Source organism: Collinsella sp. TF12-2AT, assembly GCF_003436735.1.
GTDB lineage: Bacteria > Actinomycetota > Coriobacteriia > Coriobacteriales > Coriobacteriaceae > Collinsella.
Genome location: NZ_QSQK01000001.1, coordinates 69376 through 92933, shown reverse-complemented (window position 1 = coordinate 92933; position 23558 = coordinate 69376). Strand labels below are relative to the sequence as shown.

Sequence of the window (23558 nt, the reverse complement as noted above, 5' to 3'; positions counted from 1 at the left end):
CCTCCTTTCAAAAGCGAATCTCTCAACGCGGCGGGCAGTGGCTTGCTGCATTACTGCTTCAACGTTTGCCCAGATAGAGCCTGCCAAAATAAACCTGTCCCTTTTTGGCAGGTTAGATGGTGAATTCGGCGAAGTTACGGTCGCCGCCTGCGGTATCGGTGTCGCCTGTTGCGGCTGCCGGCGCCAGCGCGTCGCCGCCGACGCTTTGCAGCAGCTCGGCCACGTTGGCGTCGGGGTTTTGGCATAGGATGTCGAGCAACTCGATAAAGTCACGAATGACTTCACGCGGCGTCAGATGCGTGTCGGCTCCCACACGACCGAACTCGATCTTGAGGAAGTCCACCAAGTCGTTCTCGGTAAGCGTGGGCGTCCAGCCAAAGTAGCCGGCGTGAATTTGCATGAGTTTTTCGATGAGCACCAGTAGCTCCTCGTAGGTGAGCGGCTGCAGGCGGATGATGGGTGCGAGCATGTCCTTAAGGTCCTGGCGCGCAAAGCGACCCTGAGCGAGTCGGCTGCGCAGAGCCTCGTAGGAGAACACGCCGCGGCGGCGGTCTTCGATGGAGGTTGGCGTGCCGCCCATGATCATGCCCAGGTACTGCGCCTTGCCCTGAAGTGTGTCGTTGTACATGGTCAGGATCTTCTCGTAGTTGTACTGGCGCGTGATGGCATTGGGAATCTTATACAGATTCACGAGCTCGTCGATGAGCACCAGCATGCCCTTGTAGCCGCTGCAAACCAAAAAACGCGCGATGAGTTTGACGTAGTCGTACCAGTCGTCATCGCTGATGATGGTCGAGGAGCCCAGCTCGGCGCGCGCCTCGCTCTTGGTGCGGTATTCGCCGCGGATCCATTTGGTCACGCGGCTCATGGTCTCTTCGTCGCCCCCGGATGCGGCCATGCGATAGCGGCGGAGCATGCGGGTGAAGTCGAAGCCGTGGACCATCTCCTCGAGCGGGGCCAGTTGGGCATTGACGACCGACTCGTCGACGTCGGCACATGAGGCGACCCAGCGATCTAGGATAAGGTTGAGCGCACCGCCCTCGGGGCGCGTCTTGGTCGATATATTGCGGATGAGCTCGCGGTAGGTGGCAAGGCCCTGTCCCTGACCGCCCTGCAGGCGGCGCTCGGGCGACAGGTCGGCATCAGCGACGACGAATCCCTCGCCCATGGCGTGCGTGCGGATGGTCTGGAGCAAAAAGCTCTTGCCGGCGCCGTAACGACCGACCAGAAAGCGGAAGCTCGCGCCACCGTCGGCGATGAGGCTCAGATCGGTGAGCAGGGCGCGGATCTCGACCTCGCGGCCTACGGTGATGTAAGGAAGGCCGATGCGCGGGACCACGCCGCCCTTGAGCGAGTTGAGAATGACGGCAGCGACGCGCTTGGGCACGCGAGGTGCTGCGGATGCGGTATCACTCATGGTCTAGGTATCCTCTCACGTCTGCTTCGTAGTCCTCGATAATCTGCGGCCCTGCCGCGCTAAATTCAATTACGGTGTCGCCCACCAGGTCAAAGAGCGCCTCGTTGATGGTATCGACGAGCATGTCCTCGCTCTGCTCCGATTGCACTACCGCCGATTCCGCCTGTACTGCGTTGTGCTCGAGCAGCGCGCGGAGATAGGCGTCTGCGGCGAGCGCGAGTTCGTTCGTGGCGTCAGCGGGCGCAGCCGCTGCGAACGCGGGCGTCGGCGCGAGAAGCGGTGCCACGACACCAAACTGTTCGGTGGATATGGTCGGCTCGTCGGACTCGTCCTGCCCTGCGGCCGCCGCGACCGCCTCGACCGTCGCGTCGGCTACGGGCTCGGCTTCCGGTTGCCCTGAGTCCGCTGCCTCGGCTTCTGCGGACGCGCCGTCCTCGCGTTCCTCGTCAATCAAAAGCGCTTCGCGCGTTTGTGCGGCAGCGCTCCGAATGTGCCCCAGCTGGCTCAAATCGATATCGATCTTGACGGGCTGGTGTGCAGCGTCCCACGAAAGCCATGTCACAATCTCGTCATCGATAATCTTGGCCAGATATTTGGGGACCTTTTCTTCCTTAAGGGGATGGGCAGGGTCCAGGGCCAGGCGCAGGCGTTGGTCGCAGGCGCGCATCATCTCGCCAAGTTTGCTGCTCTTTTGTCTGCTGCCGTGAATCCGCATGCATTCCCAAAAACCGTTTTGGCAACGGTAGATATGGATGGGGTCCAGACGGTATTCGCAGTCCTCGTGGCGCTCGGGCGCAAAGAATACGGCCGAGGCAAACATGGTGTAGGGCATGGCCGTCTCCTCCCCAAATAAACTTGCCACGATGCCGGTCTTTCGGTGCGTGTCATAGTAGCGCGCCATGCGGACATACACGGCGCACGCCACGTGGCGCAGATCGCGGTGGTGGCTGCGGTCGAGCCGCGAGCTACTTAGGTTGTACGTGGAGAGGGCGTTGATGGCGGCCATGAGTCGCTCCTCGCGCACCTCATCGGGCGGAAGGGGGAGCGTGGGCTCGGAGGTTTTGCGACGCTTAGGGGTCTGGCCGGACGGTGCCGGTACAAGGTCTCGTGCCGCGCGCCGCAGTTCGATAAGGGCGTTATCGAACATGACGGTTTTAGAGTCGCGAAGCAGCTTGGGGTCGAGCCCGTGGAACACGGCGTAATCTTGCAGCCACACGCGCGCAAACCGGTCGATGCCGGGCTCGAAGGCGCGATAGACATCCCAAAAAGCCTTGATCTTGTTAAAACCATCGAGTGGATTATCTACGCCAATGCCGCAGATCAGCTCATAGAGATACAGAAAGGCAAAGGACGTAGACGTTTCCTCGACGGTTCCGCGGCGCACTTGGGCACGCCAGGTAAAGTAGCCGCGCAGTTGCCGGTCGCTCATGGCGTTGTAGGTGGGAAAGTACGACTTAAAGGTGCCGTTGTAGGGACAGTCGTCCTCAAAGTCGGCCATCAGCAGGCCCTGGCGGTAAAAAAGCTCGGCTTCCGAAAGCCAGCGGCCCGCACCGCCCTTGGGGTCATCCTGCCAGCGCGATATCTCGCGCATTTTACGGTACTGGTCGGGGAGGAAATTCTGCATCTGTCGGCCGGTTTTGAGAATCGGCTCGTCTGCGTAGGTTTCGTTTGAGAAGCGGGCGGACTGATGGGTCCGGGCCTCGGCCATAATGCGCTCGATGAGCATCTTGATGTCCTGGTCGGCCACCGCTCCTCCTCTCGAACGCAGCTACGGTGACCTCATATCATAGCACAGCATCAAACAGATGTTCGAGATACCGCTGCGTTGATAGATTTAGAACAGGAGGGCGTATATGACGGCGATGACGACGGAGGGAAGCATATTGGCCGTGCGGAAGGTCTGAGGACGGATGAGGTTGACGCCGACGCAGAAGATGAGCATGGAGCCTACGAGCGAAAGGCTGTTGAGGGCTGCTGTGGTCATGATGGGGGAGAGCGCGCCGGCAAACAACGTGATCGTCCCCTGGAACACGGCGACGGGCAGGGCGGAGAAGATGCAGCCGCGGCCAAGCGAGGCCGTCATGGTGCAGACGATGATGCAGTCCAGTGCGCCCTTGAGGGCAAGCGTTGACCAGTCGCCGAGCAGGCCGTCCTGGATCGATCCCACAATGGCCATGGCGCCGATGCACACGGTGAGTGAAGTCGAGACAAAAGCGTTGGTGAACTCGTTATCGCCCTCACTGCCAGTCTTGCGCTTGAGCCATTCGCCAAGGTTCTCGATGGAGGCCTCCAAGTTGATGGCCTCGCCGATGAGCGAACCGAGCGCAAATGAGACGATGAGCATGGTGGTACCGGTGGTCGCTAGCGCCTTTCCATCGATGATGAGCATCTTTTGCATGGTGCCGCCCAGGCCGATAAACAGGACGCACAGCCCCGATGCTTTCATGAGCGTGTCTTGGATGCGCGGTGTAATGAAGCGGCCGCCCGCTAATCCCAAAAGACCGCCCGCAACTAAAAGCGCAACGTTGATGATTGTTCCCAAGCCCGGCATGAGCCCTCCTGTATTGATGCCAACGTGGCAATCGTAGCAGAACGAAATGCGAGGCACATCGCGACTCATCTAATACGTTATATAAGTGGTATTAGGAATGATGCGCAGCATTTAAGCCTCAGGTGGTTGTCGGGACATAGGGATAGTAGTCAAAGCGCAGTGTCATAAGCCGCTGTGGGGATTCAATAGCCGCGGCGATGATATTGGCATCGCGGGCACGATCAAACCCTTCGAGTTCGATCTGATACGAGACGTCTTGCATAATGTCCAGACGTCGCCAGGCTAGAAGTGTGTCGCCATCGAATTCCAAGGTCTTGCCTCCGTCTGGGGCAACGGCGTATAAACGCAGTTTAGCGGTGGTTGCAGGGTCGACAACCGTGACCTTTTTAATTTCGTTTCGAGTATTCTTGGCGCCCAACAAGGTGAGCAGTGTTGGGGCCACGACCTCGCCTGATGGCAAAAAGACGACTTCGATGGATTCGGGAAATGCGATGATGGCCGACTTGCGGACGGGCTGATTGGCGGCGGCAACTTCGATGTTTGCAGCATCGATGACCTCTGTGTGGTCGAGGGCGGCAAGCACGCAGCAGTTACCTTCATCGATCTCCTGAGGATCAGCAAGTCCCAGACTGTCCGCGAGCTCGGGATCGTTTGGACCGGTAGCGGGCTCATTCGGTGCTTCGAAAGAAGCTGGGACGCTGTTTGTCGGCGACGGCGTGTCGCCCGCACCTGCTTCTTTGTCCGTGCTCTCTTCTTGTATGGTTGCGTTGATGGGTTCGTCGTTTGAGGGGAGCGTCTTGGCGTCAAGCGCGGAGGGGACAATCCCGATGGCTCCGGATCCGTTCCACTCCATTTCGAGAAGCGCCGGGTCGGCAAGAATGCGTTGCCTGCTTTGCGCGTGGGCATCGATTTCAATAGGGCCTGCCTCTATCCCTCGTGTAAGGCTGAGTGATCCGGCTGACTTCTCGAAATGAGCGTCTGTGTCTTTGGTGCTGACGGCGTAGAACAGCAGGGATGCTTCTCCCGCCGCGATGGCATCGGTGCCCGCCTTGGTCAGCCGCAGCGATGCCGTGAATGAGAGGGTGGGCTGCACATCGTCTGCATTCGCGGCGGCGCAGCCCAGACATATACCGCCTCCTTTCTCGAAAAACGCACCGTCGAAGGCGACCTTCGCTCCGTTCGCCGAGTCATCGACCGAAGCGATATCGATGCGCAACCCCAAATCGCACGGATCGCCATCTGCATCGAGCACAATCGAGCGCCATGTGCAGACGGCGCACCCCGCCTGGGAGCCGTTTGCCTTGTTCGAACGATTGATATCCACGACTATCGAGCCGTCCGTATTACGACGAAGGCATCCCGAGGTTGAGATTGCGGCCTGTGCGAACGAAAAACGCTTGCACGCAATGGCGCTCGACGGATTTGGTGCGGAGCTTAGGGCTGCTGGTAAGGAGTCTGCCATGACGGGAGTCGCCCAAGCGGCGACAGGCGTTCCGGTTGCGAGCGCGCCGCAGAGTGCGACGACGGGCAAAAGGTTCTTCGATGCCATGGGGTCTCCTTAGCTAATTTAGTGCGGCCTGTCCGTGTTTCGTTTCTGGCTGCGTTTGATGTGCAGACCGAGGCCGGCGGTTCCCGCACCTGCTGCCGTGGCGCCTGCTGCCAAGAGCCATCGTCTGTCGTCTGTCTGTGCCAACGGTTCCTTGCAGTTGCCGCGGTCGAGCTCCGAGAGGTCGACCGTCACTTGCGTGGCGGCCTGCGCCTGTTCTTGCTGGGCAAAGGCCATGGCTGGCCCAAACGCTAGGATACTGACGGCGGCCAGGGCGACGGCCTTATGCCGTGTGCGCACCGGGCTCGACCGTCCAGGTGATCGTTGCAACCTGATCGCCTTCGCCGGTTACGCGGAAGATGTCGCGCGTGACGCGGGCGACGTTTCCGCTTGTCTTGAGCTTAATTTTGTCCGTGCCGCCGGCAATGCCCTGGTAGCCCATGTCGAAGGCTGCATTCTTGGAAAGATCGAGGCCCGTCTCCTGCATTGCGGCGCTGGCGTTCTGGAGTGCGCCGTCGGGGCCGACCTTAAAGTCGATGGAATTCTGCGCGGTTCCGGCCTTGGCGTCGGCGGCAATGGTCCAGGTGTTCATGGCGTCGATCTTCATGTTGGTGACATGGATGCCGTAGGCCGAATGATTGTCGATGGTGGTCGCGTCTTCTGAGGGGCCCTGAAGCGTGCCGTCGGCCTTGGCGACGAAGGGAATAACCGTCGGAACTTTGAACTCTACGTTGTCGATCTCGGTCCTGACCATTACTTTCGTGGTTCCAACGCGCCCGGCTGCCAGAGCTGGCGTCGGGGCGGCGCCCATTGCGAGCGCGAGCCCTGCGCCCACGACGAGCGCTCTGGCTCCGTTCATGTTCCTGGTGATGTCCATGGTCGTTCCTTTCTATTCGCCGCGGGCCGTCCCCGCGATGATTGGACGAATGCTGGTGAATTGCGTGCGGTGTCGCGTCGGCCGAAAAAGCTAGTTCTCGGCTTGCTCAACCCGTACCTTGACACGTGTCGGATTGCCGTGGCTGTCGAGAGTCTTGGCATCGAGTGCCTGGATCTCGATGTATGCCTCTCCTTCTTTGATGTCGCCGGCGGGGCACGTCTCGATTGTCTTGCCGGTCTCGACCACACCGGATTCGTACATGGTCTCGTCGTTTTGGATGACGCGGAATCGCTGGGGAAATTTATTGTCTTGGACGTTTTGCACGTTGACGCGCAGCTTGCCGTCCTCCTGTAGCTGAGCGACCGGCGCGACCGAAATCGTCATCATGTTGTCGCGGACGATGGCATCGAGCTCATCTTGGATTTCTTGTCGCGATTTACCCTCTGCCGTCGTGACTGAGGCGCCCGCTTCGGGCACGGGCTGCGACTGCCAGGCGTATAGCCCTACGGCGATGAGGGCGCAGGCGATAGCCAGGCAGACAACGACGAGTTTCTTGCGACGCCCCAGTCCTGCGAGGCGGGGCGGCTTCTTCGCACTCATGCGGCGTCCTTGGTGGTGTAGACACGTGCGAACGTGGACGGGTCCGCTCCAAAGAGCATGTGAAGCATCAGGCGGCGCGAGTAGATGAGCTCGTCAAAGTCGTGAGGGAGCTCGATGTCGTGGATACGCGCGATGTGGTGGGCGAGCGCCGAGAACGACTCGGGGTCGCAGATAACATCGGTGGTGACGTGGTAGACCGCCGTATCGGGGAACGCCTCTTCGTCGAAAGGCAGGAGATAGGGATCGTCGTCGACCTCGATGGCGACGCCGTACTGGGGCCAGTAATATGCCATGGGAACCTCCCTGCTTCTGGGGCCAAAACTTCTATCGGTTTTGGCTGTCGACGCCGACCGTATCAGCCGCTACTTGACCAATTTCTGACCAAATGCTTGACGGATTGACATCTCCGCAGGTAAAAGGTGAAAAAAATTACTTCAACTTTTTTCGAGCGACAATCGAGCGGCCGGCGACGGCGGGGCGATATGTGTCAAAAGCATCGTCTGCCGAGGAAGCCTTGCCGTTCGCCGAATTGCACAAACGTAAAAATCGCCAATTATGGAGACGGTCTCGAACACGTCGACGAAACGATGCGGTAACATCTCCCTGCAAACACTGTAGTTAGCTAAAGGGGGAGTTCGCGTGTCTGCAACCATTAAACCCTTCACCGATGAGTTCGAAGAGTATGGCCGCGATGAATCTCGTGCATCGGGCGAAGCATCGAGCATCTCGTTTCCGACAACGGAAGACGAGGTCCGTGCCATTTTGGAAACGCTCCATGCCGAGCGTGTCCCGGTAACGGTTCAGGGCGCCCGAACCGGCCTTGCCGCCGGTGCCGTGCCCCACGGTGGGCATATCCTCAATACTTCCCGTATGAATCGCTACTTGGGCCTTCGCCGCGATGAACAAGGCCAATTTCTGCTGCGCGTGGAGCCGGGCGTTGTGCTCTCGGAGCTGCGTAAGCAGCTGAGCAAGAAGGTACTGCCGACCGCTGGTTGGGACCAGGCATCGCTTGAGGCCTACGAGGAGTTCCAAGAGTCCCCCGAGCAGTTCTTTCCCACCGATCCCACCGAGGCATCTGCCTGTCTGGGCGGCATGGCGGCATGCAACGCCTCCGGCGCCCGCAGCTACGCTTACGGCCCCATGCGCCCTCACGTCACGGGCCTTCATGTCGTGCTGACCGATGGCGACCTGCTCGAGCTTCACCGTGGCGAGGTTTTTGCACGGGGCCGCCACCTGTCGCTCGTGACGGCAGAGGGTCATACATTCGAGCTTGATCTGCCTGACTACACCATGCCCAAGACCAAAAATGCCTCGGGGTATTTTGTTGCGGACGATATGGACGCCATCGATCTTTTTATCGGTGCGTGCGGCACGCTCGGCGTCATTACCGAGCTCGAGATCGCCCTGCAGGCGGCACCTTCGGTCGTATGGGGTGTGAGTTGCTTTTTCGATAGCGAAGACAAGGCCGTGTCCTTTACCGATTCCGTGCGTCCCGTGCTGTCCCATGCCGCCGCTATTGAGTATTTCGATGCTGGCGCCCTGGATATCCTGCGTCGCCGGCGCGAGCAGTCGACCGCGTTTGCCTCGCTGCCGGCGCTCGACGACGAGGCAAAGGTCTGTGTCTACGTGGAGCTCGACTGCGACGACGAGGCGCAGGCGACCGAGGAGCTGTACCACCTGGGATGGGTGCTGGAGCTTGCGGGCGGCCGCGACGATGCGACATGGGTCGCCCGCACCGAAGTCGATCGCGAGTGCCAGCGGTTCTTCCGCCACGCGGTCCCCGAGAGTGTCAATATGCTCATTGACGAGCGTCGCCGCATCGACCCCACCATTACCAAGCTGGGATCGGATATGTCGGTGCCCAATGCGTGCCTTGCCGATGTCATGGCCCTCTATCGCCGCACGCTGGCCGAAAGCGGGCTTGAGTCTGCTGCCTGGGGACACATCGGGAACAACCATCTGCATGTGAACATCCTGCCGCGCGATGCGCAAGACTACCGTCGTGGTGGAGAACTCTTTGCCCAGTGGGCTTCCGAGGTCACGGCCATGGGCGGTGCCGTTTCTGCCGAGCACGGCGTCGGCAAGATCAAGGCGGGCTTCTTGGAGACGATGTACGGTCACGAGGCCATGGTCGAGTCGGCGCGTCTCAAACTCCAGCTCGATCCTGCCGGCCAGCTGGGTCGCGGCAGCCTGTTTACGGAGAAGCTCTTGGATGAACTCGTCCAGAAAGGGGGCGCGTGAAGATGAGTGATTTCCATATGGTGGTGTGCGTCAAGGCGGTGCCCGGAAGCACCGAGGTCAAGATGGACCCCAAGACCAATACTATCGTGCGTGATGGCAAGCAGGCGGTCATTAATCCCTTCGATGCAAGTGCCCTCGAATGTGCGCTAGCGCTGAAGGACGACTTTATCGGCTTTGGCATGGACGTGCGTGTGACGGTGGTGTCGATGGGCATCCCCGCGACCGAATCGCTGCTGCGCGACTGCATCGCCCGCGGTGCCGACGACGCGCTGCTGCTGACCGATCGCGCCTTTGCGGGCGCCGATACCCTAGCCACCACCTATGCCCTCAAATGCGGCATCGAGGCACTCGATGAGGACTTTGACCTGCTCATCTGCGGCAAGATGGCAGTGGACGGCGATACGGCCCAGATCGGCCCCGAGCTGGCCGGCGCCTTTGGGGTCCCCTGCGTGACCGACGTGAGCTGTGTGCAGAGCGCGGGATTTACGACGTGTGGCTCGCTGGCGCTCGTTCACGGCTGCGATGCCGGCGAGGAGACGGTGTACCTGGAGATGCCGTGTGCGATGACGACCGCCAAGGAGATTGGCCAGCTGCGCATGCCGAGTATTGCCGGTATTCGCGCGGCCGAGGATGCAGACGTGCGTGTGGCCAGCGCTGCCGACGTAAACGCCGATCCCTCGCGTTGCGGCCTTGCCGGATCACCGACGCAGGTCGTGCGCTCGTTTGTGCCCGACCGTGACCAAACGTGCGAGGCCGTTGAGGGAACGGCGTCCGAGCAGGCGGTAAAACTTGCCAAGATTATTGAGGGGATGGCATAGATGAGCGGGCTGATTATCGATAGCGAAGCCTGTATCGGCTGCGGTCGCTGCGTTCGCGCCTGCGCCTCGGGCGGCATTGTGGTGGAGGGTGAGCGCCCCAATCGCTGTGCCCGCGTAACCGACGGCTGTATCCTGTGCGGTGGGTGCGTCGACGCCTGCCCCGTCAACGCCATCTCGATTGAGCGCGACGAGGCCGCCGGCGCGGCAGACCTTGACGCATATCGAGACATCTGGATCTTCGTGCAGACTGACGAGCACGATGCCGTTGCATCCGTGGCCTTCGAGCTCATGGGCAAGGGGCGCGAGCTTGCCGATGCCCGCGGCTGCCGTCTGGTGGCACTGGTCGGCATGAGCCCCGAGGGCTCACTCGGGGACCTGGAGCATCTGATTTGCGCCGGTGCGGACGAAGTTCTGGTCTGTCGTGACGAGCGCCTGCGTCAGAACGACGCGGAGGTCTACGCTCGCTTGATCTGCGATTTGGTAGCCGAGCGCAAGCCCGAGGCCATTCTGTACGGCGCGACCGCCTTTGGTCGCGAGCTGGCGCCCGGTGTGGCCGTGCGCTTGCAGACGGGTCTTACGGCCGATTGCACGGTGCTTTCTATGGATACGGAGACGGGTCTGCTGCAGCAGACGCGCCCGGCGTTTGGCGGCAACCTGATGGCCACCATTATCTGCCCCAACCACCGTCCTCAGATGGCAACGGTGCGCCCCGGCATCTTTAAGGCGCCCGAGTTTGACTATAGCCGCTCCGGCACGATTACCCAGGTAGTGCTTGCGGATGACGTTAAGGCCCGCGTCGAGATCTCGATTCCCGCCGAGGAGTGGGGACAGCAGGCCTCAATTGCCGATGCCGAGCGTCTGGTCGTGGTGGGCCGCGGCATCGGCTCCAAGAAGAATCTGCCCCTGATGCGAAAGCTCGCCGATGCCCTGGGTGCCGAGCTTGGTTGCACGCGTCCCATTGTGGAGGCAGGCTGGTTGGAGTATCGCCACCAAATTGGCCAGACGGGTGTATCGGTCTCGCCCAAGCTTCTCGTGAGTATCGGTGTTTCGGGCGCCATCCAGCATCTTGCCGGCATCGGTGGGGCGGAGTGCATTATCGCCATCAACGAGGACCCGGATGCCCCCATCTTTGGTGCTGCCCAGTACAAGGTTGTCGGTGATGCCGTCGAGGTCGTCGAGGAGCTGCTGGCCCAGTTTGAGCGCTAGGCACGCGCCAGCCAGTCGCGCATCTCGTCCTTTAGGCGGCTCCAGGTTGCCTGCGTGGCGGGGTCGGTAAAGGGCCGCGTAATGCCAAAGGGCGCGTCGAGCAGGCGGTAGATATCGCCTTGCTCGCGCGCCAGCGCGCGGCTTGCCGGATAGACGAGCTCAAACATAAAGCAGATAAGCCCCACCAAGAAGTCGGCGGGCTCATCGCGCTCATCGCGCGCGACGCAGCGGTGCTCGTCAAAGGCGGTAAGCGCCGATGTCGAGAAGTGGCTGGCGAGAAACGTGTCCTCATCCACCTTGAGGACGGTGTCGACGGTGCTGTCGGCGATGGTGCGCATAATGTCGATCTTGTCGCCATCGCGCACGATGTCGCAGAAGCTCCGCGTGCGCTCGTCGAGCTGTGCGGGTAGACGGAAATCGCTGTGATAGGCGATGCTCGCTCGGATGAGCTCATCTTCTGCCGGGTCATCGATAAAGTCGCGGATGCTCATTACGGCGGGTGCATCGGCGGGATTCTCGCCAAAGAGGACCTCGATGCCCAGCACTGCATGGCTCATGCTCTCGGCGTCCTTAAAGGTGTCCCAGCGTCGCAGCTGCTCAAAGCGGCCCATATCGTGCAGCAGGCCGCAAAGCCATGCCAGGTCAATATCTTCTGACGACCAGCCCTGCTCGCGCGCTACGGCATCGCATGCCTCGGCCACGTGGTACGTATGCTCGATTTTGAGCGCGATGCGTGGGTTGGTGGCGTCGTAGGCATCGGTGTAGCTTTTGAAGGCCGCGCGCGCCCGGTCTCGATCGATAGCTGTCATAATGACTTCCTAAAAAGTTGTGTCTTTCGATCCGGTGGCAATTGTAGGTGAACTTTATTGCCACCGGTTGATATTTCTGCTGCGTTGCAAGGCGCGCTGCAGACGACTTACCAGAATGGGAGTGGCATGGTCCTTAGGATCTTTAAAATCGTCTGGCCAGTGATGCTTACCTATGTTGCAATAGGCGCGCCGTGCGGAATGATCATGGGGCAGACGGGAATGGAGCCCTGGATGGTCTTTGCTCTGAGCAGCACGTTTGTGACGGGCAGCGGCCAGTTTATGATCTGCAATCTTTGGCTGGCGGGCGTACCGGCACCTTCGATTATCGCGAGCGTCGCCGCCATCTCCTCGCGCTTCGCTCTTTACTCGGCATCGATCGCACCCCATCTGGCGGGCGCCTCGAAGCGTCAGACGCTGGCTGTTGCCGCGACGCTCACCGAGGAGGCATACGGCATCTCGCTTGCCAAGCTGGTTGAGGGGGAGGATTGGGGCCCGCGCGAATCCTTCGTGCTCAACGTGATCCTCATCGCGACATGGGGCGCTTCGTGCACGATGGGTGCCATCGTCGGTGCCGTTGTCGATGTTCCCACCGCTATTGCGAGTTTCGTCTGCACGTCGCTCTTTATCTGTCTACTCTTTTCGCAGCGGCTGTCGCGCGGCAACGTTGTCGCGGCGGTTTCGGGCGCGGTGTCCGTCGCCGTATGCAAGTTCTTGGGCCTCACGAATATTGCCGTGCCGGCAAGCGTCGTGGTCGGCATTGCCATTGCGCTGGCGTGCGATGCTGTATTAGACGGAAGAGGTGCCCGCGATGCCCGTTAACGAGTTCTTGGTTCTGTGGCTGTCGTCGTGGGCTGCTATCGCGTTCTTTCGCATCGCGCCGGCGTTTGCCTTGCGCGGGAGAACGCTGTCGCCCCGCATTACCGAGGCCCTGGGTTATATCCCGCCCGCTGCCTTTGCCGCGCTGGTCGCCAACGACTTGGTGAGCCCCGGGGCGTTCGACGCGGGACTCTGGCCTGCCTTGGTTCCCTGGATTGCGGCTGCCGGCGTCGTGGTGGTGGCAATCAGGACAAAGTCGATGTTGTGGTGCTGTGTTTCGGGCATCGTGCTCTATATCGTTTTGAGCCTCGTATAAGAGCGGGACACGTTTAGCATCCCGGCCAACGAATCCAATTTTTCACCGAGCTGGTCTATTTCTTCTGGTACCATGGTCAAACTTTACTGTAGCAAAGCGTGACGTGGGCTTTTGTACCCCGTCAGCGGAAATGGGGGTTTCATGGCACAGGAAGCGACCGCCAACGAGCAAAAGAAATTCAAGGTCCCGCGCATCCCGGGCGACATCATGATCTATCCGATGATCGTCGGTCTTTTGCTCAACACCTTCTGCCCGCAGGTTTTTGAGATCGGCGGCTTCTTTACGGCTGCCTGCCGCGGTGGCTCCAATACCATCGTCGCCGCGATCCTGCTGTTTGTGGGCGCCGGCATCAGCTTTAAGTCCACGCCGGGTGCCATCAAGACCGGTATCGTCGTGCTGATCCCCAAGCTGGTCGTCGCAGCGGCTCTCGGCCTGGGCGTGGCATATTTCTTTAACGACAACTTCCTGGGTCTGAGCTCCGTGTCTATCATCGGCGGCATCACGTTTTGCAACATGGCGCTCTATACGGGCATCATGGGCGAGTTCGGCGATGAGTCCGAGCAGGGCGCCGTCGGTATCCTGTTCTTTACGGCTGGCCCCGCCGTCACGATGATCATCCTCGGTGTTTCCGGCCTCGCCAACATTCCCATTGGCACCATTATCGGCTCCATCTTGCCACTCGTTATTGGCATGGTTCTGGGCAACCTGTTCCCGTTTATCAAGAACCTGCTGGTTCCCGGTGCCAATCCCGCGATTGCCGTCATCGGATTTCAGCTCGGTGCGTCCATGAGCCTGTCGAGCTTTATCACCGGCGGTATTTCCGGCATCTTGCTGGGCCTTGTCACGCTGTTTGTCGTCGGTCCCATCACCTTTGCGTTCGAGCGTCTGTGCGGCGGCAATGGCAAGGCCGCTGTGGCTTGCTCCACCATTGCCGGCACGGCTATGACCACACCGGTTGCCCTCGCCGAGGTCGCACCGCGTTACGCCGAGCTTGCGCCCACCGCGTACGCTCAGATCGCCACCGCCGTTATCATCACGGCGATCATGGCTCCGATTCTGACTGGCTGGGTCGACAAGAAGTTCTGCCAAGGCAAGGAGGATCTGTCGCCTGTCGGTGTCGAGGCCATCGAGGAGGCCGTCGCGACTGACATCGATGGCGAGTAGCAATCGATACCCATCAATGATGCCGGCGTGTGCAATTCGCGCCGTATGGGCGCCCGAACAGAAACTGTTTTGCAGTGATGTTCGGGCGCTCTGCTATTATCCCCTTTACCCCTGCGGAGTAAAGGGGTGTTTATTGCCCTGATTCGAATTGGGCGATTCTGACCACTTGGGTATTGAAGGGATGGCGCTAGTGGTTAAGGCACTCAAGATTGAGATATTCGTGCTATGCATGATTGTTCTTATCGGGCTTGCCGTGCGAAGTCGTCGCTCCTTGTTCTCGAGCACCCAGCAGCTATTGTTTAGCATGCTTGGCTACGCCTCTGCCGCGTACATATTATTCGATATGATCTGGACGCTTTCGGACGGTGTGGACGGCACGTTGGGCATTGCTGCCAACTGGATTTCCAACGCGGTTTCGTTTTCGCTCTTTGCTATCGCGTGTCTCATTTGGTTTATCTATTCCGAGACGGTGCAGGGTTCTCGTCTTTTGACCTCGCGCTATAGGGTGGTGCTTGTAGCGTTGCCTACGGCTCTGGTGGTCGTGCTGGCGTTTACCAGTTACTGGACGCACGCCCTGTTCTATATCGATTCGCAGGGCGTGTATCGTCGCGGCTTTGCCTATATGATCCAGCCCATCGTCAGCTACTGTTACGTTATACATACGTCCCTGCATGCGTTTGTGCAATCTCGCAGGGTCGAGAGCCTGCAGACGAAGGCCATCTATCGAACCTTGGCATTTTTCGCCATTCCGGCCCTGGTGGGCGGTACCTTTCAGGTCGTATACTCGCTGCCCGGCCTTTGTGTCGGCATAATGATTAGCATGTTGCTGCTCTACATCATCTACCAGGAGCAGCTCATCTCGACCGACCCGTTGACTGGACTTAACAATCGCAACCGTTTTGAGACCTATATGCTGTCGCTCTTCTCAAATGTGGATCAGGCCGAAGATGTATATCTGCTTATGATGGACGCCGACGGCTTTAAGCAGATTAACGATCGCTATGGGCATGTGGAGGGCGACCACGCTCTTCAGGTCATATCCGCTGCGCTCAAAGAAGTCTGCTCGGCGTCTGGCGGCTTTATCGCACGTTATGGTGGCGATGAGTTCGTGGTGCTCCAAAAGGCAGTGGCGGAACAGGATATCATGCATCTGTGCGCGACAATCAACGATGAGCTCGCGCGCGCCGAGGTTCCGTATCTGTTGCGGATGTCCATCGGCTACGCACGGGTTGGTGATGGCGTCGATACCTGGCAAGACTTGCTTCGTGCTGCCGACGCGGAGCTCTACCGTGTAAAGCGCGAGAAGAAGAAAGCCGGCGTTCAGATACGCTAGGAAAAGGGGCACACGACCGTTGCGATGGTCGTGCGCTCCTTTTGCGTTTGTGGGGGCCACCGGTCATAATGCCCAGGCGCGGTGCGGCAAGACGGGCGTCTGCCGCCGCGACTCGGTGCGAAATCAACGAGAACCAGTGCATTCCATTAAGCTAAAGTGTGTGAAGGCTCTCCCTAAAAAGGTGAGCTCTCTAGGCTTTTTTGGGTTTGTTGACGATGATGATGCCGCTGCAGACCAAGAGCAGGGCAACGATGACAGTAACGGGGCTCGTGCCGGCGCCCTCGCCAAGCAGCAGTGCGCTCAGCAGTACGCCAAAGACCGGGTTCATAAACCCAAAGACCGAGACGCGGCTGACGGGGTTGACGGCAAGCAGGCGCGACCACAGCGAGTAGGCGACCGCGGAGATAAGCGCCATGTAGATGATGAGCACGATGGCGGGGACAATCGCCGTGGGGGAGAGCGCGCCACCCATCAAAAAGCCGATGGCGGTGAGGACCAGGCCGCCGACCAAGAACTGCCACCCGGCAAGCAAGACGCCGTCGTGCTTGCGCGAGAAGATGCCGATCAGGCAGGTCGAAAGAGCACCCGCGACAGTGGAGGCTAGGATAAAGCCCTCGCCATCGAGCCTGAAGCCAAAGGTGCCATCTGCGCCCGAGATGTTGACGAGCGCGACGCCGGCAAAGCCCAGCGCACAGCCAAGCACCTTGGCCGTATTGAGCTTCTCGGTGTGAAATGCCAGGGCGGCAAAGAGGATTGCGAGGAAGTTGGCGCTGGCCTCGATGATGGAGCTCGACATGGCGCTGGCGCGCGAGAGTCCCAGGTAGAAAAAGAAGTACTGCCCGATAGTCTGGAAGAGCGACAACGTGAGGATGGGCTTGATGTCGCGAGCCTGCGGAATGAGGGGGCGGCGTTGGGCCGCACTCATCCCAACGATAACCAGGGCGCCGGCAAGCGTGAAGCGCAAGCCCGCAAAGAGCAGCTGCGAGGCGCTATCGTGCGCCGGGATACCAAAGAGTGCGTAGCCGATCTTGATGCAGGGAAAGGCCGACCCCCAGAGCGCGCAACAAACAAGGCAGCCCAGGATGAGTCCGGGCAGGGTGGCGAGATACGGCTTGCGGCTTTCCATGGTGTCCTTCCTGTATGCGCGAAGCAAAAAAGAACCCGCCACCGGGTGTGCCGGTGGCGGGTGTTGTTACCCGAGGGGATTGTACCCGATGGGAAAGGTTTAAGCGAAGTAGGCCACGCCGCTCTCAAAGATCGGCATGAACTTATCGCCGGGGACATGCTCGGGCACGTTGCGGTACAGGTTGTCGCCGCGACGCTCGGCATGGCCCATCTTGCCCAGGACGCGGCCGTCGGGGCTCGTGATGCCCTCGATGGCGAGTGCGGAGCCGTTGGGGTTGACGGAGAGATCCATGCTGGGCTTGCCGTTCTCGCCCACGTACTGCGTGGCGACCTGGCCGTTGGCGATCAGCTGGGCGAGCACTTCGTCATTGGCGACAAAGCGGCCCTCGCCGTGGCTGATGGCGACGGTGTAGGGGTCGTCCAGGCTGCACTGCGACAGCCACGGGGACAAGTTGGACGAGATGCGGGTGCGCACCAGACGGCTCTGGTGGCGACCGATGGTGTTGAACGTCAACGTGGGCGCATCGGGCGTGGCGTCGACGATGTCGCCGTAGGGCACCAGGCCGAGCTTGATCAGGGCCTGGAAGCCGTTGCAGATGCCCAGCATCAGGCCATCGCGGGCCTTGAGCAGGTCGCGGACTGCCTCGGTGACCTCGGGAGCGCGGAAGAACGCCGTGATGAACTTGGCGGAGCCATCGGGCTCGTCGCCGCCCGAGAAGCCGCCGGGGATCATAACGATTTGGCTTGCACGGATGCGGCGGGCAAGCTCGTGGGTGCTCTCGGCGACGGCCTCGGGCGTGAGGTTGTTGATCACGAAGGTGTCGGCCTCGGCACCGGCGGCACGGAAGGCGCGGGCGCTGTCGTACTCGCAGTTGTTGCCGGGGAACACGGGGATGATCACGCGCGGGCGGGCGATCTTGGCGCCGCCGTACACGTGGATATCCTTGGCGCGGAAGTCGATGGTCTCGACCTCGGGGGTCTCGCCGGCGCTGCGGTAGGTGAAGACGCCCTCGATGCCGCTCTCCCAGGCCTCCTGGAGCTCGGAGAGCTCGATGACTTCGGAACCGGTGTCGATGACATAGCCCTCGACGGTGGTGCCCAGGGGCTCGACGACAACGCCGTCGGCGACCTCGGGCAGCTCGGCATCCTCGGCGAGCTCGACAATAAAGCTGCCGTAGAGCGGGGTGAAGAGGCTCTCCACGTCTACATCCTCGGCAAGCTCGATACCGATCTGGTTACCGACGCACATCTTAAAGAGGCTCTCGGCGCCGCAGCCGTAGCCGGGCGTGGAGATGGCCAGGGCGTTGCCGGTAGCAGTGAGCGCCTCGACGGCGTCAAACGCGGCGAGCAGCTGCTGAGCATCGGGGCGGTAGTCCTCGCCATAGGTGGCGGGGGCGATGCGGACGACGCGGTGCGTGAGGCCCTTGAACTCGGGCGAGACGGCGCGGGCGGCCTTGCCCACGGCGACGGCGAAGCTGATCAGGGTCGGCGGAACGTTGAGCTCGCCGGCCTCGTCCTCAAACGAACCGCTCATGGAGTCCTTGCCGCCGATGGCGCCGGCACCCAGGTCGACCTGGGCCATAAGGGCACCCAGGACGGCAGCCATGGGCTTGCCCCAGCGCTCGGCCTCGGTGCGCAGGCGCTCGAAGTACTCCTGGAAGGAGAGGTAGGTGCGCTTGTGCTCAAAGCCGGCGGCAACGAGCTTGGCGATGGACTCGACCACGGACAGGTAGGCGCCCGCAAACTGGTCGGCCTCCATCAGATAGGGGTTGAAGCCCCATGCCATGGCGCTCGCCGTGGTGGTCTCGCCGTCCACGGGGAACTTGGCGACCATGGCCGAGCTTGGGGTGAGCTGCGTCTTGCCGCCAAAGGGCATGAGCACGGTCGCGGCGCCGATGGTGGAGTCGAAGCGCTCGGAAAGGCCCTTGTTAGAAGCGACGTTGAGGTCGGTGACAAGCGAGGTCATGCGCTCGGCGAGCGTGGTACCGGCCCAGCTGGGCTGCCACACACTGCGGGCGCAGACGTGGGCGACCTGGTGCTTGGGCGCACCGTTGGAGTTGAGGAACTCGCGGGACAGATCGACGATGGCGACGCCGTTCCAGGCCATGCGCATGCGCGGCTCGGCGGTAACCTCGGCGATAACGGTCGCCTCCAGGTTCTCCTCGGCGGCGTAGCCCATGAACTCCTCGACGTCACCGTCGGCGACGGCGCAGGCCATGCGCTCCTGGGATTCAGAGATGGCGAGCTCGGTGCCGTCAAGACCGTCGTACTTCTTGGTCACGGTATCAAGGTCGACATACAGGCCGTCGGCAAGCTCGCCTACGGCGACCGAGACACCGCCGGCGCCAAAGTCGTTGCAGCGCTTGATCAGACGGCAGGCATCGCCGCGGCGGAACAGGCGCTGCAGCTTGCGCTCGACCGGGGCGTTGCCCTTCTGGACCTCGGCGCCCGAGGTCTCGATGGACTCGGTGTTCTGGGTCTTGGATGAGCCGGTGGCACCGCCGATGCCGTCACGGCCGGTGCGGCCGCCCAGCAGGATGATTTTGTCGGTGGGGGCGGGGCACTCGCGACGCACGTGGTTTGCCGGGGTAGCGCCCACGACGGCGCCGACCTCCATGCGCTTGGCCACGTAGCCGGGGTGATAGAGTTCGTTGACCTGACCGGTGGCAAGGCCGATCTGGTTGCCGTAGCTGGAGTAGCCGGCGGCAGCAGTGGTCACGAGTTTGCGCTGCGGCAGCTTGCCCTCGAGCGTCTCGGAAACCGGGACGGTGGGGTCGCCGGCGCCGGTAACACGCATGGCCTGGTACACGTAGCTGCGGCCCGAGAGCGGGTCGCGGATGGCACCGCCCACGCAGGTGGCGGCACCGCCGAAGGGCTCGATCTCGGTCGGGTGGTTGTGGGTCTCGTTCTTAAAGAGGAACAGCCAGTCCTGGTCCTCGCCGTCGACATCGACCTTCACCTTGACGGTGCAGGCGTTGATCTCCTCGGACTCGTCGACATCGGTCATGACGCCGGTCTTCTTAAGGTACTTGGCGCCGATGGTGCCCATGTCCATGAGGCAGACGGGCTTGGCGTCGCGACCGAGCTCGTGGCGCATTTCCATGTAGCGGTCGAAGGCCTGCTGCACCACGGCGTCGTCGATCGTCACGTCGTCCAGGACGGTGCCGAAGGTGGTGTGGCGGCAGTGATCGGACCAGTAGGTGTCGATCACGCGAATCTCGGTGATGGTGGGGTCGCGATCCTCATCGCGGAAGTACTGCTGGCAGAAGGCGATGTCCGCCTCGTCCATGGCAAGACCGCGCTCGGAGATAAAGGCGGCAAGGCCGGCCTCGTCGAGCTCGCGGAAGCCGTCGAGCACCTCGACGGGCGCAGGCTCGGGGGTCTCCATGTACAGTGTCTTGGGCAGGTCGAGCGAGGCGATGCGCGCCTCGACGGGGTTCACCACGTAGTGCTTGATGGCCTCGACGGCGGCTTCGTCCAGAGTGCCCGAGATCATATAGACCTTGGCGGAGCGCACGGCAGGGCGCTCGCCCTGGCTGATGAGCTGCACGCACTCGCTGGCGGAGTCGGCGCGCTGGTCAAACTGGCCAGGCAGGAATTCGACGGCAAAGACGGCGCCATCGCTTGCGGGGAGCTCGTCGTAGGTCACATCGACCTGGGGCTCGCTAAAGACGGTCGGCACGCAGGAGCGGAAAAGCTCCTCGTCGATGCCCTCGACGTCGTAGCGGTTGATGATCCTCAGGGCCTCGATGCCCTTGATGCCGAGAATTTCGGTCAGCTCGCCCTTGAGCTGCTGAGCCTCGACGTCGAACCCGGGTTTCTTCTCCACGTAGATACGAGAGACCATTGGTTCCTGCCTTCCTGATCGGTTGGGCGTACGGTACGGTATGCGGCAGCGGTCGGTTTGCGGGGTCTGCCCTGCGGTCGCCTTGAGCCACATGTTTGTAAACCTCACTATGATACGACAGCTCGCGGCGCGTTGAGGACGGCGAGGGTGCTACAGTGAAGCGCAAACAAGAGAAAGGCATCACATGGCATTCGTTTCGCTCGCCATTATCGCACTCGTGGCCTTTGCGAGTCCTTTTATCGCCTCGGCGATTCCTGGAAAACCCGTTCCCGAGACGGTCTTTTTGCTCGTGCTCGGCGCGGTACTGGGGCCCCATATGCTCGGCGTCATCCATGTAGATGCCGAGGTCTCGCTGGTGTCCGAGCTCGGTCTGGCCTTTTTGTTCCTGCTTGCCGGCTTTGAGATCGACCCCAAGAGCATCACGGGTGTCGAGGGGCGCTACGGTTTGGCGACGTGGGTCGTCACGTTTGGTATCGCCTGGCTCGCCGTGCGCTTTACCCCGTGGTTCTCGGTCAGCCATTTCGACGGTATCGCCGTGACGCTTGCCCTCACTTCGACGGCGCTCGGCACGCTCGTGCCCATCATGCGTGAGCGTTCGCTCACCGGCACACGCGTGGGCGACTCGATTCTCGCGTATGGCACCTGGGGCGAACTTGGGCCCGTGCTTGCTATGTCGGTGCTGCTGTCTGCCCGCACTGGCATTCAAACGCTTGTAATCCTTGGCTTGTTTGCGGCGGTTTGCGTGTTGCTGGCCGTGGTCCCTAGCCGCTCCAAGCGCGTCGGCAGCCGCTTCTTTGCGTTTGTCGAGGAACGTGCCGATACCACGTCGCAGACCTTCGTGCGCCTGACGGTGCTCATCCTGGTCACGCTCGTGGCGTTCTCGGCCGTCTTTGATCTCGACATCGTGTTGGGTTCTTTTGCCGCCGGCTTTGTCCTGCGCTATATCATCCCCGAGGGCAACCATACGCTCGAGACCAAGCTCGACGGCCTGGCCTACGGCTTTTTGATTCCGGTGTTCTTTACCGTATCGGGCGCAAAGATCGACCTGACGGCCGTGGCGTCGCGCCCGGGCTTGCTCGCGGGCTTTATCGTGGCGTTGTTGATTATTCGTGCCGTGCCCATTCTTATCTCTATGAGCATTTGTCCTGCGACGCGCGATGTCTCGGCGTATGGCCGCATCACCGTGGCGCTCTACTGCACCACGGCGCTGCCGATCATCGTTGCCGTGACGAGCGTTGCCGTCAACGCGGGTGCGCTGTCGCAAGACATCGCGTCGGTTATGGTTGCCGCCGGCGCCATCACGGTGTTCTTGATGCCATTGCTCGCGCAGCTCTTCTACCGCGTGGTCGACGCCGCACCGGTCGCCGCCGTGGCAGAGGTTGCCGAGCATCCATCCGATGCGCTCGACATCTTGCGCGCCCACCACGACCTAGCGAGCTTGCTCGCGCGCGAGCACGAGCTGCTGACCTCGCATGGCCATGGTCGCGTATTCGAGGGCCTGCCTACGCTCGATACGATTGCCGAGCGTCTTTCCGCCGAGGCAGCGAGCGGCCACATCGATGCCCGCATCGTGGACGCGGCGCACCTGCTTGCCGATAAGACCTATGGAGACGAGGTCGACCCGTCCGAGCTGACTCCGCGTGAGCGCCGCCGCCTGGAGCGCGCCAAGCTCGCTGTGCGCGAATACCGCCGCCGCATGCTGGAGCTCTATGCGCGCGAAGAAGCCGAAGACGACGACGGTAAGTAGTCGATACTTTCTCGGGGAAGCCGCGTCCCGCTTTGAAGGCTCGGAACGGGATGTGGTTTCCGAAACGGGGGCCGTTGGGAAGCTGTGTCCCGGAATGGGCGCTCAGAGTGGGATGCAGTTTCCGCAAGGAGGTCCTGGGGGAAACCGTGCCCCGTTCTGATCCGAAATACTGGGACATAGTTTCCCTTTCATAACAGGAGAAGGCGCGCTGTCTGCAGTTGATTCAGACGGCGCGCCTTTTTGGTTGAGCTATGTTGAAGCTTGAAGCCAAAGCTTGTGGCTCCTTAGGAGCGGGCGGCTCCGTCGACGGGGAGCACGGCGCCCGTGACATAGGAGGACATGTCGCTCGCCAGGAAAACAAAGGCGTTGGCGACATCCTCGGGCTCGCCCATGCGACCCAGCGGAATGGTGGCGATGATGGGCTTGATGACCTCTTCGGGCAGGTTGGCGACCATGTCGGTCTTAGTCACGCCGGGGGCGACGGCGTTGACGCGGATGCCCATGGGAGCGAGCTCGCGCGAGAGCGACTGGACCATACCGTTGACGGCAAACTTGGACGTGGGGTAACCGACGCCGGAGGGCTGGCCGTACTTGGCGACCATCGAGCTTGTGGTAGTGATGGTGCCGCCGTGGCCGGCCTCGGTCATGATCTTGGCGGCAGCCTGGTGGCCATTAAAGACGGCGACGACGTTGAGGTCCATAACTTTGGCGAACTCCTCGGCCGTGTAGTCCAAGAGGGGTGAACGCTGGGAGATACCGGCATTGTTGACGACCGTGTCCAAGCCGCCCATGTCGGCTGCAGTCTGCGTAAAGGCCTCAGTCACGGCCTCGAGCGAGGTGAGATCGCAGGAGCGACCCCAGACCTTGGCGTCGGGATAGGCGGCTGTCAGCTTCTCAACGGCCGTGTCGGCAGTCTCCTGGCGCGAGCCAAAGACGGTGACGGCAGCGCCTTCCTCGATAAAACGGCAGGCGATGGCATAGCCGATACCGCGTGTGCCTCCGGTGATGATTGCTTTCTTGCCCTCGAGCAACATGGTGCTTCCTCTCATCGCGGGCGGACATTCGCAGCACAGCGTAGCGGTAGTCGGAATCGGCCGCGTTTGCATATCGGTGAACGGTAGCCCGCGTTACCGATGAGCGGCTCG

The 23558-nt window shown here is 61.3% G+C and carries 20 protein-coding genes; 8 read left to right on the top strand and 12 right to left on the bottom strand.

All coding sequences use genetic code 11. The annotated features are described in order from the left end of the window. Positions 1-112: 112 nt before the first annotated feature. The 8 genes from DXD24_RS00375 to DXD24_RS00340 form a co-directional block, all read right to left on the bottom strand. Complete coding sequence (locus DXD24_RS00375) at positions 113-1417, bottom strand: ATP-binding protein (protein ID WP_117645733.1); 1305 nt, start codon at positions 1415-1417, stop codon at positions 113-115. Further along, entirely contained in the window at positions 1410-3164 is a 1755-nt protein-coding gene (locus DXD24_RS00370) for a TerB N-terminal domain-containing protein (RefSeq protein WP_233502275.1), read from the bottom strand. The genes DXD24_RS00375 and DXD24_RS00370 overlap by 8 nt, the downstream gene beginning before the upstream one ends. An 87-nt stretch (positions 3165-3251) precedes the next feature. Next, on the bottom strand, positions 3252-3968 hold the full coding sequence (locus DXD24_RS00365; protein WP_187361837.1) for a DUF554 domain-containing protein: 717 nt from the start codon (positions 3966-3968) through the stop codon (positions 3252-3254). 118 nt (positions 3969-4086) lie between these two features. After that, on the bottom strand, positions 4087-5517 hold the full coding sequence (locus DXD24_RS00360) for a hypothetical protein (RefSeq protein ID WP_117645731.1): 1431 nt from the start codon (positions 5515-5517) through the stop codon (positions 4087-4089). Positions 5518-5535: 18 nt separating this feature from the next. Further along, complete coding sequence (locus DXD24_RS00355; RefSeq protein ID WP_147325188.1) at positions 5536-5751, bottom strand: hypothetical protein; 216 nt, start codon at positions 5749-5751, stop codon at positions 5536-5538. A gap of 46 nt (positions 5752-5797) precedes the next feature. Continuing rightward, positions 5798-6391 carry a hypothetical protein gene (locus tag DXD24_RS00350; protein ID WP_117645729.1) on the bottom strand — a complete coding sequence of 198 codons (594 nt, stop codon included), beginning with the start codon at positions 6389-6391 and terminating at the stop codon, positions 5798-5800. Positions 6392-6481: 90 nt separating this feature from the next. Further along, complete coding sequence (locus tag DXD24_RS00345; protein ID WP_117629648.1) at positions 6482-6991, bottom strand: hypothetical protein; 510 nt, start codon at positions 6989-6991, stop codon at positions 6482-6484. Then, on the bottom strand, positions 6988-7284 hold the full coding sequence (locus DXD24_RS00340; protein WP_089573322.1) for a hypothetical protein: 297 nt from the start codon (positions 7282-7284) through the stop codon (positions 6988-6990). Before DXD24_RS00340 ends, DXD24_RS00345 begins: the two co-directional genes overlap by 4 nt. A gap of 346 nt (positions 7285-7630) precedes the next feature. Here DXD24_RS00340 and DXD24_RS00330 point away from each other — a divergent pair, with 346 nt between their 5' ends. The 3 genes from DXD24_RS00330 to DXD24_RS00320 are packed head-to-tail and all read left to right on the top strand — an operon-like array spanning position 7631 to position 11256. After that, positions 7631-9232 carry an FAD-binding oxidoreductase gene (locus tag DXD24_RS00330; RefSeq protein ID WP_117645726.1) on the top strand — a complete coding sequence of 534 codons (1602 nt, stop codon included), beginning with the start codon at positions 7631-7633 and terminating at the stop codon, positions 9230-9232. 2 nt (positions 9233-9234) lie between these two features. Then, the gene (locus DXD24_RS00325) at positions 9235-10050 is read left to right on the top strand and encodes an electron transfer flavoprotein subunit beta/FixA family protein (RefSeq protein WP_089573320.1); all 816 of its coding nucleotides are present in this window, start codon (positions 9235-9237) and stop codon (positions 10048-10050) included. Continuing rightward, positions 10051-11256, top strand: a complete 1206-nt coding sequence (locus DXD24_RS00320; protein WP_117563499.1) for an electron transfer flavoprotein subunit alpha — start codon at positions 10051-10053, stop codon at positions 11254-11256. Here the strand turns inward: DXD24_RS00320 and DXD24_RS00315 are convergent. Then, complete coding sequence (locus tag DXD24_RS00315) at positions 11253-12065, bottom strand: HD domain-containing protein (RefSeq protein WP_117645724.1); 813 nt, start codon at positions 12063-12065, stop codon at positions 11253-11255. The genes DXD24_RS00320 and DXD24_RS00315 overlap by 4 nt on opposite strands. A 126-nt stretch (positions 12066-12191) precedes the next feature. On the opposite strand from DXD24_RS00315, the gene DXD24_RS00310 reads away from it, so the two are divergent. The 4 genes from DXD24_RS00310 to DXD24_RS00295 all read left to right on the top strand — a co-directional run bounded on the left by DXD24_RS00310 (position 12192) and on the right by DXD24_RS00295 (position 15694). Continuing rightward, positions 12192-12884: an AzlC family ABC transporter permease gene (locus DXD24_RS00310; RefSeq protein WP_117645722.1), complete on the top strand. Its 693-nt coding sequence runs from the start codon at positions 12192-12194 to the stop codon at positions 12882-12884. Continuing rightward, positions 12874-13197: an AzlD domain-containing protein gene (locus tag DXD24_RS00305; RefSeq protein ID WP_117582902.1), complete on the top strand. Its 324-nt coding sequence runs from the start codon at positions 12874-12876 to the stop codon at positions 13195-13197. The genes DXD24_RS00310 and DXD24_RS00305 overlap by 11 nt, the downstream gene beginning before the upstream one ends. Before the next feature lie 141 nt (positions 13198-13338). Then, positions 13339-14361: a 2-keto-3-deoxygluconate permease gene (locus tag DXD24_RS00300; protein WP_117645720.1), complete on the top strand. Its 1023-nt coding sequence runs from the start codon at positions 13339-13341 to the stop codon at positions 14359-14361. A gap of 190 nt (positions 14362-14551) precedes the next feature. Beyond that, on the top strand, positions 14552-15694 hold the full coding sequence (locus tag DXD24_RS00295; protein WP_158550099.1) for a diguanylate cyclase: 1143 nt from the start codon (positions 14552-14554) through the stop codon (positions 15692-15694). A gap of 190 nt (positions 15695-15884) precedes the next feature. Here the strand turns inward: DXD24_RS00295 and DXD24_RS00290 are convergent, their stop codons facing one another. Together DXD24_RS00290 and DXD24_RS00285 are read right to left on the bottom strand one after the other, a co-directional pair. Then, entirely contained in the window at positions 15885-16820 is a 936-nt protein-coding gene (locus DXD24_RS00290; protein WP_117645716.1) for a DMT family transporter, read from the bottom strand. A 99-nt stretch (positions 16821-16919) separates the two neighbouring features. Continuing rightward, entirely contained in the window at positions 16920-20666 is a 3747-nt protein-coding gene (locus DXD24_RS00285) for a phosphoribosylformylglycinamidine synthase (RefSeq protein ID WP_117645714.1), read from the bottom strand. A 184-nt stretch (positions 20667-20850) separates the two neighbouring features. On the opposite strand from DXD24_RS00285, the gene DXD24_RS00280 reads away from it, so the two are divergent. Then, positions 20851-22413: a cation:proton antiporter gene (locus DXD24_RS00280; RefSeq protein ID WP_117645713.1), complete on the top strand. Its 1563-nt coding sequence runs from the start codon at positions 20851-20853 to the stop codon at positions 22411-22413. Between the two features lie 284 nt (positions 22414-22697). On the opposite strand, the gene DXD24_RS00275 is transcribed toward DXD24_RS00280, so the two are convergent. Beyond that, complete coding sequence (locus DXD24_RS00275; protein WP_117645711.1) at positions 22698-23447, bottom strand: SDR family NAD(P)-dependent oxidoreductase; 750 nt, start codon at positions 23445-23447, stop codon at positions 22698-22700. Positions 23448-23558: the final 111 nt, after the last annotated feature.